The 15,163-nt window shown below is 72.1% G+C and carries 14 protein-coding genes and 1 riboswitch; of the genes, 3 read left to right on the plus strand and 11 right to left on the minus strand.

Annotation, left to right across the window (positions count from 1 at the left end; genetic code table 11):
• The first annotated feature begins 33 nt into the window (after positions 1-33).
• The gene (locus FBY23_RS17460; protein WP_141799306.1) at positions 34-1,689 is read left to right on the plus strand and encodes an ABC-F family ATP-binding cassette domain-containing protein; all 1,656 of its coding nucleotides are present in this window, start codon (positions 34-36) and stop codon (positions 1,687-1,689) included.
• Here the strand turns inward: FBY23_RS17460 and glyA are convergent.
• The 11 genes from glyA to FBY23_RS17515 form a co-directional block, all read right to left on the minus strand.
• A complete protein-coding gene (gene glyA / locus FBY23_RS17465) occupies positions 1,671-2,951 on the minus strand; it encodes a serine hydroxymethyltransferase (protein ID WP_141799307.1) in 1,281 nt (426 codons plus the stop codon). The two genes, FBY23_RS17460 and glyA, sit on opposite strands and share 19 nt — an antisense overlap.
• Positions 2,952-3,072: 121 nt before the next feature.
• Positions 3,073-3,165, minus strand: a riboswitch (glycine riboswitch).
• Positions 3,166-3,208: 43 nt separating this feature from the next.
• On the minus strand, positions 3,209-4,189 hold the full coding sequence (speB, locus tag FBY23_RS17470; RefSeq protein WP_141799308.1) for an agmatinase: 981 nt from the start codon (positions 4,187-4,189) through the stop codon (positions 3,209-3,211).
• Entirely contained in the window at positions 4,186-5,550 is a 1,365-nt protein-coding gene (locus tag FBY23_RS17475) for a cytosine permease (RefSeq protein ID WP_222117860.1), read from the minus strand. Before FBY23_RS17475 ends, speB begins: the two co-directional genes overlap by 4 nt.
• 70 nt (positions 5,551-5,620) lie before the next feature.
• Positions 5,621-7,057, minus strand: a complete 1,437-nt coding sequence (locus FBY23_RS17480) for an aldehyde dehydrogenase family protein (RefSeq protein ID WP_174245227.1) — start codon at positions 7,055-7,057, stop codon at positions 5,621-5,623.
• Positions 7,054-7,461, minus strand: coding sequence for a gluconate 2-dehydrogenase subunit 3 family protein (locus tag FBY23_RS17485; RefSeq protein WP_141799310.1), 408 nt, complete (start codon positions 7,459-7,461; stop codon positions 7,054-7,056). The genes FBY23_RS17480 and FBY23_RS17485 overlap by 4 nt, the downstream gene beginning before the upstream one ends.
• Before the next feature lie 30 nt (positions 7,462-7,491).
• Positions 7,492-9,114: a GMC family oxidoreductase gene (locus FBY23_RS17490; RefSeq protein ID WP_141799311.1), complete on the minus strand. Its 1,623-nt coding sequence runs from the start codon at positions 9,112-9,114 to the stop codon at positions 7,492-7,494.
• Positions 9,115-9,259: 145 nt separating this feature from the next.
• Positions 9,260-10,786 carry a PucR family transcriptional regulator gene (locus tag FBY23_RS17495; protein WP_141799312.1) on the minus strand — a complete coding sequence of 509 codons (1,527 nt, stop codon included), beginning with the start codon at positions 10,784-10,786 and terminating at the stop codon, positions 9,260-9,262.
• Between the two features lie 28 nt (positions 10,787-10,814).
• Positions 10,815-11,708 carry a polysaccharide deacetylase gene (locus FBY23_RS17500; RefSeq protein WP_141799313.1) on the minus strand — a complete coding sequence of 298 codons (894 nt, stop codon included), beginning with the start codon at positions 11,706-11,708 and terminating at the stop codon, positions 10,815-10,817.
• On the minus strand, positions 11,705-12,484 hold the full coding sequence (locus FBY23_RS17505) for an SDR family NAD(P)-dependent oxidoreductase (RefSeq protein WP_141799314.1): 780 nt from the start codon (positions 12,482-12,484) through the stop codon (positions 11,705-11,707). The genes FBY23_RS17500 and FBY23_RS17505 overlap by 4 nt, the downstream gene beginning before the upstream one ends.
• Positions 12,484-13,182 (minus strand): SDR family NAD(P)-dependent oxidoreductase, encoded by a 699-nt coding sequence (locus FBY23_RS17510; protein WP_141799315.1) that lies wholly within the window; start codon positions 13,180-13,182, stop codon positions 12,484-12,486. The genes FBY23_RS17505 and FBY23_RS17510 overlap by 1 nt, the downstream gene beginning before the upstream one ends.
• A gap of 99 nt (positions 13,183-13,281) precedes the next feature.
• Positions 13,282-13,815: a glycine cleavage system protein R gene (locus tag FBY23_RS17515; protein ID WP_141799316.1), complete on the minus strand. Its 534-nt coding sequence runs from the start codon at positions 13,813-13,815 to the stop codon at positions 13,282-13,284.
• A 97-nt stretch (positions 13,816-13,912) separates the two neighbouring features.
• Between FBY23_RS17515 and FBY23_RS17520 the strand changes: the two genes are divergently transcribed.
• Both FBY23_RS17520 and FBY23_RS17525 read left to right on the plus strand, forming a co-directional pair.
• Positions 13,913-14,707 carry a hypothetical protein gene (locus FBY23_RS17520; protein ID WP_222117861.1) on the plus strand — a complete coding sequence of 265 codons (795 nt, stop codon included), beginning with the start codon at positions 13,913-13,915 and terminating at the stop codon, positions 14,705-14,707.
• Between the two features lie 181 nt (positions 14,708-14,888).
• Positions 14,889-15,119 (plus strand): hypothetical protein, encoded by a 231-nt coding sequence (locus FBY23_RS17525; protein WP_141799317.1) that lies wholly within the window; start codon positions 14,889-14,891, stop codon positions 15,117-15,119.
• Positions 15,120-15,163: the final 44 nt, after the last annotated feature.

Below are 15,163 nucleotides of genomic sequence, written 5' to 3' on the forward strand. Positions count from 1 at the left end.
ATCCCGTCGGGCCGCGGAAACTACGATCGCTCCATGAGCGCGACCCTCGTTGCCAAGAACCTCGCCGGGGGCCACGCTCACCGCACCCTGTTCGAGTCCCTCGACCTGACCGTCGCGCCGGGCGACGTGGTGGGTGTCGTCGGCGCCAACGGCGCGGGCAAGACGACGCTGCTACGCCTGCTCGCCGGCGACCTGCCACCGCTCGACGGCACCGTGTCGACGGCCCCGTCCGACGCGTTCGTGGGGTGGCTGCCCCAGGAGCACGAGCGGATCGAGGGAGAGACCGTCGGTGGGTACGTCGCCCGCCGTACCGGTGCTGCTGCCGCGACCGAGGCGATGGAGGGGGCCGCCGCGGCTCTGGGCAGCGGTGACGAGTCGGCGGCGACGGCGGATGCCTACGCCCACAGCCTCGACCACTGGCTGGCCAGCGGCGCACCGGACCTCGACGAGCGGCTGCCGCCGATGCTGGCCGAGCTCGGCCTCGACGTGGGGCCCGATGCGCTGATGACGTCGCTGTCGGGCGGGCAGGCGGCGCGGGCGGCGCTGGCGGTGCTGATGCTCAGCCGGTTCGACCTCGTGCTGCTCGACGAACCCACCAACGACCTCGACCTCGCCGGTCTGGAGCGACTGGAGACCTTCGTGCGCGGGCTGCGGGCGGGCGTCGTGCTCGTCTCGCACGACCGGGAGTTCCTGTCACGGGTCGTGACGCGGGTCGTCGAGCTCGACATCGCGCAGCACCAGGTGGCGGTGTACGACGGCGGGTACGACGCCTTCCTCGAGGAGCGGGCCGTCGCGCGGCGCCACGCGCGGGAGGCCTACGAGGAGTTCGCCGAGAAGAAGGCCGACCTGGTCAGCCGTGCCCGAGTCCAGCGGGAGTGGAGCTCGCAGGGCGTGCGCAACGCGATGCGGAAGTCTCCCGACAACGACAAGATCCGGCGCCGGGCGCAGTCGGAGTCGTCGGAGAAGCAGGCCCAGAAGGTCCGTCAGATGGAGTCGCGGATCGCACGCCTGGAGGAGGTCGAGGAGCCCCGCAAGGAGTGGGAGCTGCGCTTCTCGATCGCCGCCGCACCGCGGTCCAGCTCGGTGGTCGCCACCCTCTCCGATGCGGTGGCGCGGATGGGTGGGTTCACCTTCGGCCCCGCCTCGCTCCAGGTCAGTGCCGGCGACCGGATCGGCATCACCGGGCCCAACGGCGCCGGCAAGACCACCCTGCTCCGCCTCCTCCTCGGCCGGCTCGCCCCTGACGCCGGCCGCGCCGGCCTCGGCGCGTCGGTCGCCGTCGGTGAGATCGACCAGGCCCGCACCGGCCTCGACGACGACCTCCCCCTCGGCGTGGCGTTCGAGGCGGCCATGCCTGACATGGCACCGGCCGACGTACGCACCCTGCTGGCGAAGTTCGGCCTCAAGGCCGACCAGGTCACCAGCCTCGTCGGCCGCCTCTCCCCCGGCGAGCGCACCCGCGCCGCCATGGCGCTGCTCCAGGCCCGCGGCGTCAACCTCCTCGTCCTCGACGAGCCCACCAACCACCTCGACCTGCCGGCGATCGAGCAGCTCGAGCAGGCCCTCGACTCGTACGACGGCGCGCTGCTCCTGGTCTCGCACGACCGCCGGCTGCTCGACAACGTCCGGCTCGACCAGCGCTGGCAGGTCGAGGACGGTCGGGTCGTGTCTCAGCCGAGCCCCGGATAGAGCGGGTACGCCGCGGCGAGCGCCGCGACCCGGTCCCGCAGCTTGTCGGCGACCGACTCGTCGTACGACGGCTTGAGCGCCTCGGCGATGACGTCGGCGACCTCGGCGAAGGCCTCCGCGCCGAACCCGCGCGTCGCCAGCGCCGGCGTGCCGATGCGCAGGCCGGAGGTGACCATCGGCGGGCGGGGGTCGAAGGGGACGGCGTTGCGGTTGACGGTGAGGCCGATGGAGTGGAGGCGGTCCTCGGCCTGCTGTCCGTCCAGTGCGGACGAGCGCAGGTCGACCAGGACCAGGTGCACCTCGGTGCCGCCGGTCAGGACCGACACGCCGGCGTCCACCACGTCGGGCTCGGTGAGGCGCGCAGCGAGCAGGCGGGCGCCCTCCAGCGTCCGCTCCTGGCGCTCCCGGAAGGCCGGGGAGGCCGCCATCTTGAACGCCACCGCCTTGGCGGCGACGACGTGCTCGAGCGGGCCGCCCTGCTGGCCGGGGAAGACGGCCGAGTTGATCTTCTTGGCCAGCGACTCCTTCGACAGGATCACGCCACCGCGCGGGCCGCCGAGGGTCTTGTGGGTGGTCGTGGTGACGACGTCGGCGTACGGCACCGGGCTCGGGTGCAGTCCGGTGGCGACCAGGCCGGCGAAGTGGGCCATGTCGACCATCAGGTACGCACCGACGAGGTCGGCGATGCGGCGGAACTCGGCGAAGTCCAGCTGCCGCGGATACGCCGACCACCCGGCCACGATCAGCTTCGGCTCGTGCTCCAGCGCGAGCCGCTCGACCTCGGCCATGTCGACGCGGAAGTCCTCGGCGTCGACGTGGTAGGCGACCACGTCGTAGAGCTTGCCGGAGAAGTTGATCCGCATCCCGTGGGTCAGGTGGCCGCCGTGGGCGAGGTCGAGCCCGAGGATCGTGTCGCCCGGGTCGAGCAGGGCGAACATCGCGGCGGCGTTGGCCTGGGCGCCGGAGTGGGGCTGCACGTTGGCGGCCTCGGCGCCGAACAGCTCCTTCACCCGGTCGATCGCGAGCTGCTCGATCACGTCGACGTGCTCGCACCCACCGTAGTAGCGGCGGCCCGGGTAGCCCTCGGCGTACTTGTTGGTGAGGACCGACCCCTGTGCCTCCATCACGGCGACCGGGGCGAAGTTCTCCGAGGCGATCAGCTCGAGCGTGCCCTGCTGGCGGGCGAGCTCGGCGCTGATCGCCGCGTGGACGTCGGGGTCGTAGTCGGCGAGGTGCTGGCCGAAGGCGTCGTTCGTGGTCATGCGGAGGCTCCCGTCGTGGTGGTGGGCCTCCCCGCTCTGTCATCGGTGCCTGAGAGCTTCACCGCCGCAGCGGCTTGCACCTTGGGCGCAGGACACACGGGTCCTGTCTTTCCAGAGTCGCCTCGCACGAGCAGTGACGGTGCCTGAGAGTTTCTCGGGGAGAGTTGCTCCTACGGCGCCCCGCTCACGGCGAGGTCTCTCCTGCTTCGGCTACGAACGGCGGGTCTTCAGTTGTGACGGCGTCAGGATGGCACGCCTCAGGACACGACGGAAGAGGGCGTCTTGCTCATGAGCGTGACCAGGTCGAAGGCGACGGTCGCGGCAGCGACGCAGGTGATCTCCGCGTGGTCGTAGTCGGGAGCCGTCTCGACGACGTCGGCGCCGATGATGTTCAGCCCGTCCAGCTTGCGCAGCACGTGCAGCAGCTCGCGGCTGTTGAGGCCGCCCATCTCCGGGGTGCCAGTGCCGGGCGCGAACGCCGGGTCGAGCACGTCGATGTCGATCGACACGTAGACGGGAGCGTCGCCCACCCGCTGGCGGATCGCGTCGGCGGCACCGTCGATGCCGAGGAAGTCGAGGTCGCCGGCGCGGATGATCCGGAACCCGAAGGAGGCGTCGTCGACGAGGTCCATCCGGTCGTAGATCGGGCCGCGGATGCCGACGTGGATCGACTTGTCCTCGGCGAGCAGGCCCTCCTCGAACGCGCGGCGGAACACCGTGCCGTGGGTGATCGGCGCGTTGAAGTAGGTGTCCCAGGTGTCGAGGTGCGCGTCGAAGTGCACCAGCGCGATCGGCCCGTGCTGGCGGTGCGCGGCACGCAGCATCGGCAGGGCCACGGTGTGGTCGCCGCCGAGGGTGACGATCCGGCGACCGGCCCGGCCGTGGACGTCGCGGGCCATGTCCTCGATCTGCTGCATGGCCTCCTCGATGTCGTACGGCGTGCACGGCACGTCGCCCGCATCGACGACCTGGATCTCCTCCAGGGGCGCGGTGTCCAGCTCGACGTGGAAGCGGGGCCGCAGGTGGCGCGAGGCCTGCCGGATGCCCATCGGGCCGAACCGCGCGCCCGGCCGGTACGACGTGCCGCCGTCGAACGGGACGCCGAGGATCGCGATGTCGTAGTCGGGCACCGACTCGATCAACGGGATCCGCGCGAAGGTGCCCAGACCGGCGTACCGCGGGACCTTCGTCGCCTCCAGGGCACCGACCGGCTGGTGTGTGCTGACGCGGTGGCTCATGCGGACATCTCCGTTTCCGGGGCGAGGGCGGGTGACGGCTGCCGGCGCCACGCGCGGAGCAGACCGAGGTAGATGAGGAAGGTCGCGATGCTCCCGACGATCCAGGAGGTGTCGACGGCGCCGGTCTGCTTCGCGATCGCGCCGACGTAGAGGGTCGTCGACATGAACGGGATCTGCACCAGGCAGCCGAGGACGTAGCTGACGAGCGCGGGCACGTTGAAGGATCCGTAGCCGCTGCGCGGGTCGCTGAACGACTCCGGGTCGTAGTGACCCTTGTGGACCAGGTAGTAGTCGACCAGGTTGATGATGCTCCACGGCACCAGCAGGTAGGCGAGGACCAGGATGAAGTTGGTGTAGTCGGCCATGAAGTCGTCGGAGACGGTCGTCGAGGCGACGAACACGGCGAGCGCGAGCACGGCGGCGACGATGTGGCGGGCCGAGGCGCGCGGCGCCCAGTTCAGCTTGAAGGTCTGGATGCAGGTCAGCACGCACAGCGAGGAGCCGTACATGTTGATCACGCCGGCGTCGATCGCTCCGAGGAAGAACGCCAGCATCACGAAGACGAACACAGGCTTCGGCATGATGTTGTCGAGGTCGGCCAGCACGCCGTCCGCGCCGAGCCCGGCGACCAGGAAGGCACCGACGGTCATCGCCCCGATGACGCCGAGCACGGTGCCGGCGTAGGTGTACCAGAAAGCCGCACGGGTGCTGGTGCTCGAGGGCAGGTAGCGCGAGTAGTCGGAGACGTACGGCGCGTAGGACAGCTGCCACACGCCGACCACCGAGGCCATCCCGAGGAAGCCGGCCCAGGTGAACGAGCCGCCGGCGCCGGTGATGCTGGCGCCGCCGTCCGCCGCCTCCATGCCGGTGTAGACGAGGGTGAGCACGAGGGCCAGGCCCGAGAGCCACACCATCACCCGGTTGAAGCGGAGGATGAGCTGGTAGCCGACCACGACGGCTGTCAGGGTCAGTGCGGTGCTGAGCAGCAGGCCGGCGGTGTGGCCCAGCCCGGTGAGCACCGCGCCCAGCGTCTGCTGCGCGAGCACCATCAGCGACACGATCCAGCCGACGTAGATCAGCACCACGATCACGGTGATCGGCACCGATCCGTACATGCCGAACTGTGCCCGGGCCTGGATCATCTGCGGTACGCCGAGCTTGGACCCCTGCGCTGAGTGCAGGGCCATGAACACGGCGCCGACGAGGCTGCCGCTGACGATCGCGAGGATCGTCGAGCCGACGTCGAGGCCGAAGATGGTCGGCCCCAGGAGGCCGGTGACGACGGCCAGCGGGATGATCTGGACGGTGAACCAGAAGGAGAACAGGTGCTGGACCTTGCCGGTGCGCTGAGACTCCGGCACCGGTTGGATCGTCAAGCCTTCGACGAGCGTGCTTTCCTGCGACATGGCGGTGTTCCTTCGCTGCTGAGGGTCACGCGTGGTGCTTGACCATGACGTGCTTGGTGCGTGAGTAGTCGTCGAGCGCGTACGCCGACAGGTCGCGGCCGTAGCCGGATGACTTGAAGCCGCCCCACGGCATCTCCGTGGCGAAGGCGAGGTGGTCGTTGACCCAGACCGTCCCGAAGTCGAGGCGACCGGGCAGGGACGCCGCGTGCCGGGCACTCTCGGTCCACACCGAGGCCGAGAGCCCGTACGGCGTCGCGTTGGCGGCCTCGATCGCGGCGTCCACCTCGGTGAAGGCCTCGACGGTGACGACCGGGCCGAAGATCTCCTCGGTCGTGCAGGCGGCACCGGAGGGGATGTCGACCAGGACGGTGGGCTCGACGAAGAAGCCGGGCCGGTCGGGGACCTTGCCCCCGACCGCGGCGCGGGCGCCGTCGGCGTAGGCCCGCTCGAGGGCGGCGACGACGCGGGCGTGGTGCTCGCGGGAGACGAGCGGTCCCATCTCGACGTCCTCGCCCTCGGTCGGGGCGCCGACGACCATCGCCTCGACCCGCTTCACGAGGCGGGCGACGAGGTCGTCGTGGACGGCGGCGTCGACGATCACCCGGCAGGCCGCGCCGCAGTCCTGGCCGGTGTTGCCGAAGCCGGCGAACACGATGCCCTCGGCCACCGCGTCGAGGTCGGCGTCGGCGAGCACGAGGACCGGTGCCTTGCCGCCGAGCTCGAGGTGGACCCGCTTGAGGGTGGCAGCCGCGGCAGCGGCGACGGCTCGACCGCTGGAGACGCTGCCGGTGACCGAGACCAGGTCGATGCCGGGGTGGGTGGCGATCGCGGCGCCGACGACCGCGCCGTCGCCGGTGACGACGTTGAGGACACCGGACGGCAGGACGTCGGCGACGAGCTCGGCCAGGCGCAGGGTGCTGAGCGGGGTCTGCTCGGAAGGCTTGAGCACGCAGGTGTTGCCGGCGGCGAGGATCGGCCCGAGCTTCCACGCGGCCATCAGCAGCGGGTAGTTCCACGGCGTGATCGCGCCGACCACGCCGACCGGTTCGCGCACGATCGTCGAGGTGCTGCCTTCGACGTACTCCCCCGCAGCGAGCGCGACCTGCGCGCGGACCGCGCCGGCCATGAACCGGAAGGTGTCGGCGGTGCCGGCGACGTCATCGGATGCCAGGCCCGGCGGCTTGCCCGTGTTGCGGGACTCCAGCTCGGCCAGCTCGGCGGCGTGCTCGTCGACCACCGCGGCGATCGCGAGGAGCGTGTCGGCGCGGTCCTTCGGCGTTCGCCGCCCCCAGCCGGCACTCGCACGGCGGGCCGCGCCGACGGCCCGGTCGACGTCGGCGGCGGTGCCGCGACGGGCGTGGGCGAGGACCTGCTCGGTGGACGGGTCCACGACCTCCTGGGTCGCGGGCCCGTCGCCCTCCCAGGCGGCTCCGTCGATGACGTGGGACAGCGTCGTGGTCACGACAGGTCCGCCCCGTGGATGTCGAAGCCGCGGTCGACGACGACCTCGAGCAGGTCGACGTAGGTGTCGATGTCGTCGTTGGCCTGGCGCGGCGCCGGGCGGTGGTTGAGCGCCTGCTGCACCTGCGGGCTCTGCAGGTAGGCACCGGAGACCAGCGTGGAGAGCGCCTCGAACTCGGCGATGTGCGTGCTGGAGATCAGGTCCAAAGCGGCCTCGGCGTCCAGACCGTCGGCGAGGTCGAGCGCACGGGTGAAGGCGGGCACCAGGTCGGGGCGGAACCCGAGGGCGCGGTCGATCAGGTCGTTGGGTACGCCGGCCCCCGACGCGGACGGGAAGTCACCCGAGCCGGGGATGAGCACGTCGGCCAGGGTGGCCAGGCGGTCGCGGGCAGTGGGGTCGAGCATCGCGGAGTCCTTTGCAGTCCGTCGTGGCCGTCAGGAGGCGGAGACCTGGTCGTGCCGGTGGTCGGCGAGGTGGCGGGCGGCGCGCAGGGCGATCGCCATGATCGTGGCGGTCGGGTTCACGCCGGTGGACGTCACGAAGTTGCTGCCGTCGAGGACGAAGAGGTTGGGGATGTCGTGCGAGCGGCCCCACTGGTCGACGACGGAGTCGGCTCGGTCCTCGCCCATCCGGGCGCTGCCGAGCAGGTGCCAGCCGCTGTCGCGGACCACCGGCACCACCTCGGTGCTGATCGCACCGGCCGCCTCGTGTGCCTCGACCGCGCGGGCGATGTGGAAGTCGAGCAGCCGCTGGTTGTTCTCGCCGATCCGGTAGTTGATCCGGGCGGCCGGGATCCCGTCGGAGTCGGTGGCGTCGGTGTCGAGCACGACCTCGTTGCTCTCGTCGGGCAGGTCCTCGGTGGTGATCCCCCACTCGAGGGTGCGGCCGAAGGTGCCGCTGAGCCTGTCGTGGAAGCGGCTGCCGAAGCCGTCGCGCCAGTCGGTGCCGGGCTCCCAGAGCACCCGGTTGAGCGGGCCGGGCGTCGGCATCAGGTTCCACTTGCCTCCGCGCACGAAGCCGCGGGACTCGTCGGTCTCGTAGAACTCCAGCGACTGCAGGGCCTGCCCGGCGGGTCCGAGGTGGCTCTCCAGGTCCTCGTCGTAGACGCCGTAGACCGACGCGTAGGGGTGGATCATCAACCGCTTGCCGACCAGGCCGGAGGAGTTGGCGAGGCCGTCGGGGTGGGCGGACGTGGCGGAGTTGAGCAGGATCCTCGGCGTACCGAGGCCGTTGGCGGCCAGGATCGTGATGCCCGCGCGTTGGTGGTGCCAGTGGCCGTCGCGGTCGACGTACTCGGCGCCGGCGACCAGGCCCTTCTCGTCGGTGGTCAGCGAGCGCACCCGGGCGCCGGTGAGGAGAACGGCGCCGGCGGCGATCGCGTCGGGCCAGTAGGTCAGGTCCGCGCTGGCCTTGGCGCCGGCGGGGCAGCCGGACTCGCAGGCGCCGTACCGCTGGCAGGCGGGGCGGTTGCGGAAGGCGCGCGAGGCGATCGCGTTGGGCGCCGGCCACCAGTGCCAGCCGAGCTTGTCCATGCCGCGCGCAGCGCGCAGCCCGGCCTTGCCGATCGGCAGCGGCGGCAGCGGGAAGGTGTGGGCGTCGGGGTACGACGGGTCCCCCTCGAGTCCCGAGGCGCCGATGTGATGGGTGACCTCGTCGTAGAACGGGCGGAGGTCCTCGTAGGTGAACGGCCAGTCCTCCGCGACACCGTCGAGAGTCTTGACGCGGAAGTCCGACGGGAGGGCGCGGACCCAGTGACCGGAGTAGAGGATGCTGCTGCCGCCGACGCCGTTGAACATGAGCGGCTCGAGCGGGCTGTTCTCGGCGTTGACGGGGTAGTCGGCGTCGTTGCCCCGCGTGTTGGGACTGGGGTGCCACTGCTTGAGGCGGGCCAGGTCCCACTGCGGCTTGTCGCCGGTGAAGTCGTCGGGGAGGTTCCAGTCGCCCTGCTCGAGGCAGACGACCTTGAACCCGCGCCGGGCCAGCTCGTACGCCGCGACCGCGCCTGACGGTCCGGCACCGACGATCAGGACGTCGGCGTCCTCGACTGCTCCCTGCACGTTCACACTTCCTCTGCGGGTCGGTGGTCGCTTTCCGGTGGGTTCAGACTGCCTGCGACCCAGGTCACAGGTCTGCCCGCGATCCGCCACACTCGGCACGAGAGGTTTCGTGCGATCGCACAACCCCGGGGAGGAGTCGGGAGGTTCAGGAGTGGTGCGCCGGCCCCTTGGCGGGCGCGATCAGCGACTGCGCACGCAGCGCGAGCCAGAGCTCGGCGATGTCGGCGGTCTCGCTGGTGGTGCGGCCGGTGATCTCCTCGACCTTGCGGATCCGGTAGAGCACGGTCTGCCGGTGCACCTGGAGCGCGTCGGCGGTGCGCTGCCAGGAGCGCTGGTGGCCGAGGAAGGCGTCGAGGGTGGCGAGCAGCGGGGTGTCGTGCACCCGCTCGTACTCCAGCAGCGGCCCGAGCACGCGGGAGACCAGCGCCGCGGCGTCGTCGAGTCCCCCGACGCCGATGATCGGGCTGGCGTCGCCGTAGTGGAAGGTGCGTCCCACCGAACCCTCCGCAGCGCGCAGCGCCCAGGCCGCCTCGCGCAGCGCCTCCGGCGCTCGGTCGGGGCTGCCCAGCGGCGCGCTCACGCCGATCAGCGCCTGCGGGCCGAGGTCGGCGCGGAGCACGTCCTGCACCTCGGTCGCCGAGGACGCCAGTACGTAGAGGACCCCGGCGCGGTAGGTGACGACGTGGCCGATCCCGTTGCGCCACAGGGCGATGTGGACGTCGCGAAGCCGGCCGGCGTCGTCGCCGCTGACGGCGTACAGGCGCGCCTTCGCGGGACCGACGCCGATCCCCTTGAGCTGGCGGCCGGCGGCGCGCGCCTCGACCCGGCCCTCGAGCAGCTGGGCCAACAGCTCGGCGCCGATCCGCCGCCGGTGCTCGTTGGCGACCACGCTCTGGGAGAGCTCCAGGGCGAGCACCGTCACCGCGTGCTGCATGAGGATCGCGTCGACCGGGCTGCGGCCCTGCGAGACCAGCACCATCAGCGCGCCCTGCTGGGTCGGGATGTCGATCAGCCGCAGGTCGCGCCCGTCGGCGAGGGGCACGACGAGCGCGCCCGCCCGCAGGTCCGCCGTACCGCGCGTGATCTCGTGGAGCGCCTCTGCCAGCACCGGGTCGAACCGCGGGTCCTCGGGGTACCACGGCTCCCCCGACTCGCGGTGGCACACGTGCACCTCGCAGCCGAGGACCTGGGCCAGCGGAACGCGCAGCACCGAGGCGCCGTCGTGGGTGGCGACCATGCGCTGCACGGTCCGGTAGATCTTCTCGGTGCGCACCAGCCGGTCGGACTGCTCGAGCAGGTTGGCCGCGGCGACGGCCTGGGAGATCGCGACGAACGGCATCGGGTACTCCACCGACAGCACGCTCAGCCCGAGGCGCTCGCTGGTGGCGAGCAGCTCGTCGGTGAGCGGTGGGCAGTACATCTTCTCGCCGATCGCGAGCGCGCTGGCGCCGGCCTCGTCGAGCCTCTCGATCAGCTCCTGCTGCTCGGCGCCGCCCGCGGGGAAGGACATCCCGTTGGTGAGCAGCAGCTCGCCGCCGGTCAGCCAGCGCCACGGCTCGGGCAGGTCCGAGCCGTGCGTCCACGAGACCGAGCGACCCACGCCGCCCTTGCCCGAGACCAGGTGCAGCCGCAGGTGCTGCATCTCGAGCAGGTCCGCGACGGTGATCGCCATGGGGCGAGGATAGGGGCTCGGGCCGCCGTCAGCGGTCCTCGATCTCCGGCTGCGGGAAGACCCGCGGGACCAGGTCCAGGCCGCGCACGTGCCGGGCGATCTCGCCGCACGTGGTGGCCCACAGGTCCGGCATCGCGGCCATCGTCTCGAGCAGCGACTCCAACGCCCGGATCCGTCCGAGCCGGCCGCTGAGGAACGGGTGGATGGTCAGCGTGAAGCAGGACTCGTAGCGGTGGGCCTCGGTCAGCTCGCCGGTCCACATCGACAGTGCCTTGGCCGGGTCCTCGATCACCCCGGGCCCGAACACCTCGGGCACGAACGCGAACTGCTCCCAGTCGTCGAGCGCCCACGAGACCGGGATCTCCACGATCGAGCGGGCGCCCTCCCCCGGCCGCTCGGCCAGCTCGTAGGGCAGGTCGGAGTCCATGAGGCTGGAGTCGTAGAGGAAGCCGCGGTCGAGGAGGATCTCCGCGGTGGCGTACGACGTCTCCCACAGCGGGGCGCGATAGCCGACGGGACGCACGCCGAGCACCTTGTCCAGCGACTCGAGCCCCCGGTCGATGACGGCGGCCTCCTCGTCGTACGACAACCCGGCCATGGCCTCGTGCATGAACCCGTGGTGGGCGATCTCGTGGCCGGCGTCGCGGATCCGGCGCAGCAGGTCCGGATAGCGCTCGACGGTGTAGCCGGGCGCGAAGAAGGTGGCCCTCAGGTCGAACCGACCGAGCAGGTCCAGCACGCGCGGGACGCCGGTCAGGGCGCCGTACGCCTGGTGGCTCATCACCGAGAACCGGTTCCTGGTGCCGGCGTCGATGGTGAGCGCGACGTCCTCGGAGTCGAGGTCGAAGCCGAGGTTGGCGGCGGCGCGGAAGCCGGCTGGCCAGGCGATCGGGCCGGCCGGGAGGGTGGCGTCGCCTGTCACGCCCGCGCCCTGGTGCTGCCGCCGTTGGCCGAGAGGGTCTGGCCGACGAAGGCCGTCAGGTCGGGGCGGGCGAGCAGCGCGACAGTGGCGGCGATCTCCTCGGGACGACCGATCCGCCCTGCGGGGATCGCCCTGCCGTACTCGGCGTGCATCTGCTCCAGGGTCAGGCCCGCGTCGGCGGCGTCGACCTGCAGCTGCGGGGTGTCGACGATGCCGGGCGCGACCGCGTTGACGGTGATGCCCTCCGGTGCGAGCTCGCGGCCGAGCGACTTGGTCAGGGCGATCAGGCCGGCCTTGGAGGTGGCGTACGCCGTCGCGTTCGGCCAGCCGACGACGCCCCACTCGGAGGTGATGACCACGATGTTGCCGCGGCCCTTGCTCCGCATGCCCGGCAGCACCGACTGGATGCAGCGGTAGGTGCCGGACAGGTTGGTGTCGATGTTGCGCCACCAGTCGTCGAGCGGCTGGTCGAGGAGCGGGCTCATCGACATGTACGCCGCGTTGCAGACCAGGACGTCGACCGGGCCATGCTCCCGCTCGACCTGGGCGAGCGCCGTACGCACGGAGGTCGGCTCGGCCATGTCGGCCACCACCGGGAAGCCACCGGTGAGCGCGACGACCTCGCGCATCTGCTCGGACTCGGCGCGGCCGTTGACGCCGACCGTGGCGCCCTCGGCGGCCAGACGCAGCGCGATGGCGCGCCCGATGCCCTGGGTGGCGCCGGTGACGACCGCGACGCGTCCGTCCTGGCGGCGCGGGGGCTGGACGTCGCTCATCAGATCACCGCTCCCATGTTGGGCGAGACGACCTCGCCGAAGCAGAACCCGCCCTCGTCGACGAGGAACTGCACCGCCTGCGCGATGTCCTCGGGCAGACCGAGTGCGCGGGCGGGCAGTGAGGCGAGGTACTCGGGCGTGCGCTGCGGCGCGGGCAGCAGCGGGGTGTCGGTCGGGCCGGGGGCCACCGCGTTCACGCGGACGCCGTGCCCGGCGACCTCGGCGCCGAGGCTGCGGACGAAGCCGAGGATCGCGCCCTTCGCCGCGGAGTAGTGCGCCTCGCTCTCGGTGCCGCCGATGCCGAGCTCGGAGGAGATCGCGACGATCGCGCCCTCGCCTCGCTCGATCATGCCGGGCAGCACCTCGCGCACCGGGTTGAGCAGGCCGCCGACATGGACGCGCATCATCCGCGCCCAGCGGTCCTCGGTGATCTCGGCGAACGGCACCAGCTCGTAGTGGCCGGCGGCCGTGACGAGGGCGCCGATCGCGCCGACCTCGGCCTGCAGCCGGGCGAGCGCGGCCCGGACGGCGTGCGGGTCCGCGACGTCGCAGACGACCGTGTGCTCGAGGTGGTCGGCCCGCCGCATGTCCATGCCGCACACGGTCCAGCCCGTCTCCTCCAGCGCGCGGCACACGGCCGCACCGATGCCGGAGGCGGCGCCGGTGACGACGGCGACCCGAGGTGTCCCTGGTTCCACGCCGCCATCATGGCGAGGTGAACGCGCCCCCGGCAGCCCGCGGCGGGCAACAGATCAGCCGGGCGGGTTCATACATCCGCACAAACACCCCGGCATCGTTCACGCCGGCGCCGCAGCGTCCGACTCGGCCAGGTTGATCTCGACCATCAGCTCGTCGGCGATCGACTCGAGCGTGGCGCGCAGGTCCTCGACCCGGGTGCCCTGTGGCGCCTCGAGCACCGCGCGTGCCTCGAAGAGGTGACCACCGGCCATCGGTGCGTCGCGGACGTCGGTGACCAGGTCGCGGATGCTCACCCGCTCGCGGGCCAGCGCCGCGGAGATCTCGGCGACGATGCCGGGACGGTCGGCGCCGAGCAGGTCGAGGTCGACCAGCAGCGCGGGCGCGTCCGTCGCGCCGTCCGTGCGGGCCAAGGTGACCTGCAGCCCGACGCCCTCCAGCCCGGCCAGGTCGGCGACGAGCTCGTCGGCACGGGCGTCGGGGACCTCCAGCAGCAGGATCCCGGCGAACTTGCCGGCCAGCCGCGCCATCTGGCTGCGGTTCCAGCTCGCACCGTGGGCGTGCAGCTGCGCCGAGAGGTCGGAGACGAGCCCGGGGCGGTCGTCGCCGATGCAGGTGAGTGTGAAGGTGGCCATGGGTCAGGCTAGGCCGTGGAGGTGCCGGGCGGCACCCCCGCGAAACGTAGGCTCTCAGAGGAAGCGTCAGCAGCAACGTGAGCAGCGAGGAGTCGTCGTGCCAAGTGGTCGTTCCCGCACGGTCCTGCCGAAGCCGGGCCTGGCCGCCCTGAGCGCCACCGTCGCCACCGGCGTGCTCGGCGCCCTGGCCACCGCACCCGAGCGGATGAACCGCGCGCTGCGCCGGCGCTACCCGACCGTCGCCGTGACGGGCATGACCGGCGTGGGCAAGTCCCAGCTGGCCGACCGGCTCGCCCGCCGCAGCCCGGCCGCCGGTGCGGCGGAGGTGGGCTCCGCGGTGATGGAGCGTCGTACCCGACGCTCGCGTCGCCTCCACGGCTTCCGCTTCCTCGTCGTGCCCGGCGACAACGCCGCGACCCGCCTCGGTGCGCTCGACGAGGTGTTCCACGACGAGCCGGTCGACGGTGTGATCCACGTGGTCGCCAACGGCTACGCGACGCCCCGCCGCGCCGCAGGTACGACGGGCAGCGCCACCGCGACGCGCGAGGAGCAGCTGGCCGCCGAGCTCGAGGACTGGACCATCACCGCGCACCGGATCGCGTCGATGGCCGTGCGCCGGGACCGGCCGGTCTGGCTGGTCATCGCGGTGACCAAGGCCGACCTGTTCGCCGACGACCTCGACGAGGTCGTCCGGCGCTACTCCCCCGGCAGTGGCTCGCCGTTCGGCGACAAGGTCGACGAGCTGCGGGCGCTGGCCGGCGGCGCGCGCCTCTCGGTCGACGTACTGCCGGTGTCGAGCCTCGGGGACGGCGACGGCCTGTCGGCCAAGCAGGCGAACGCGATGGTCGACCGGCTCGCCACCCGGCTGGCACAGCTCAGCGGCCACGTCTGAGCCGGGCGCCTCGACGACCTAGTGGCAGGGCGCGCCCTCGCAGCACGGACGGATGTAGCCGCAACCGTCGCATCGCTCGTGGGAGGTCTCCCAGCGCATCAGGGTGCCGCAGCTGGGACAGGGTTCGGTCAGGTCGGCCACGTCCCCGAGGGTAGGACAGCGGCGGCCTAGGCTGCGGGACGTGGCCGAGGTGGCGGAGGTGGCGGAGGGCGAGGCGTACGACGTGTACGCCTTCGACGTGTTCACAAGCCGCCACGACGATGTGCAGGCCGGCCGGGTCGCGCAGGTACGCAGCCGGGTGCTGGTGTCGCGTGCGGAGTTCCCGCGGTTCGCCGACGCCTACGAGGTCGCGGCCAACCTGGCGACCGCGGTGCACGGCGGGATGCCGACGGCGGTGCTGCCGCGCTGGTAGCGCCGGAGATGGACAAGGCCCCCGGCACCGAAGTGCCGGGGGCC

Origin of the sequence: Nocardioides sp. SLBN-35 (assembly GCF_006715725.1) — a bacterium.
Lineage (GTDB): Bacteria > Actinomycetota > Actinomycetes > Propionibacteriales > Nocardioidaceae > Nocardioides.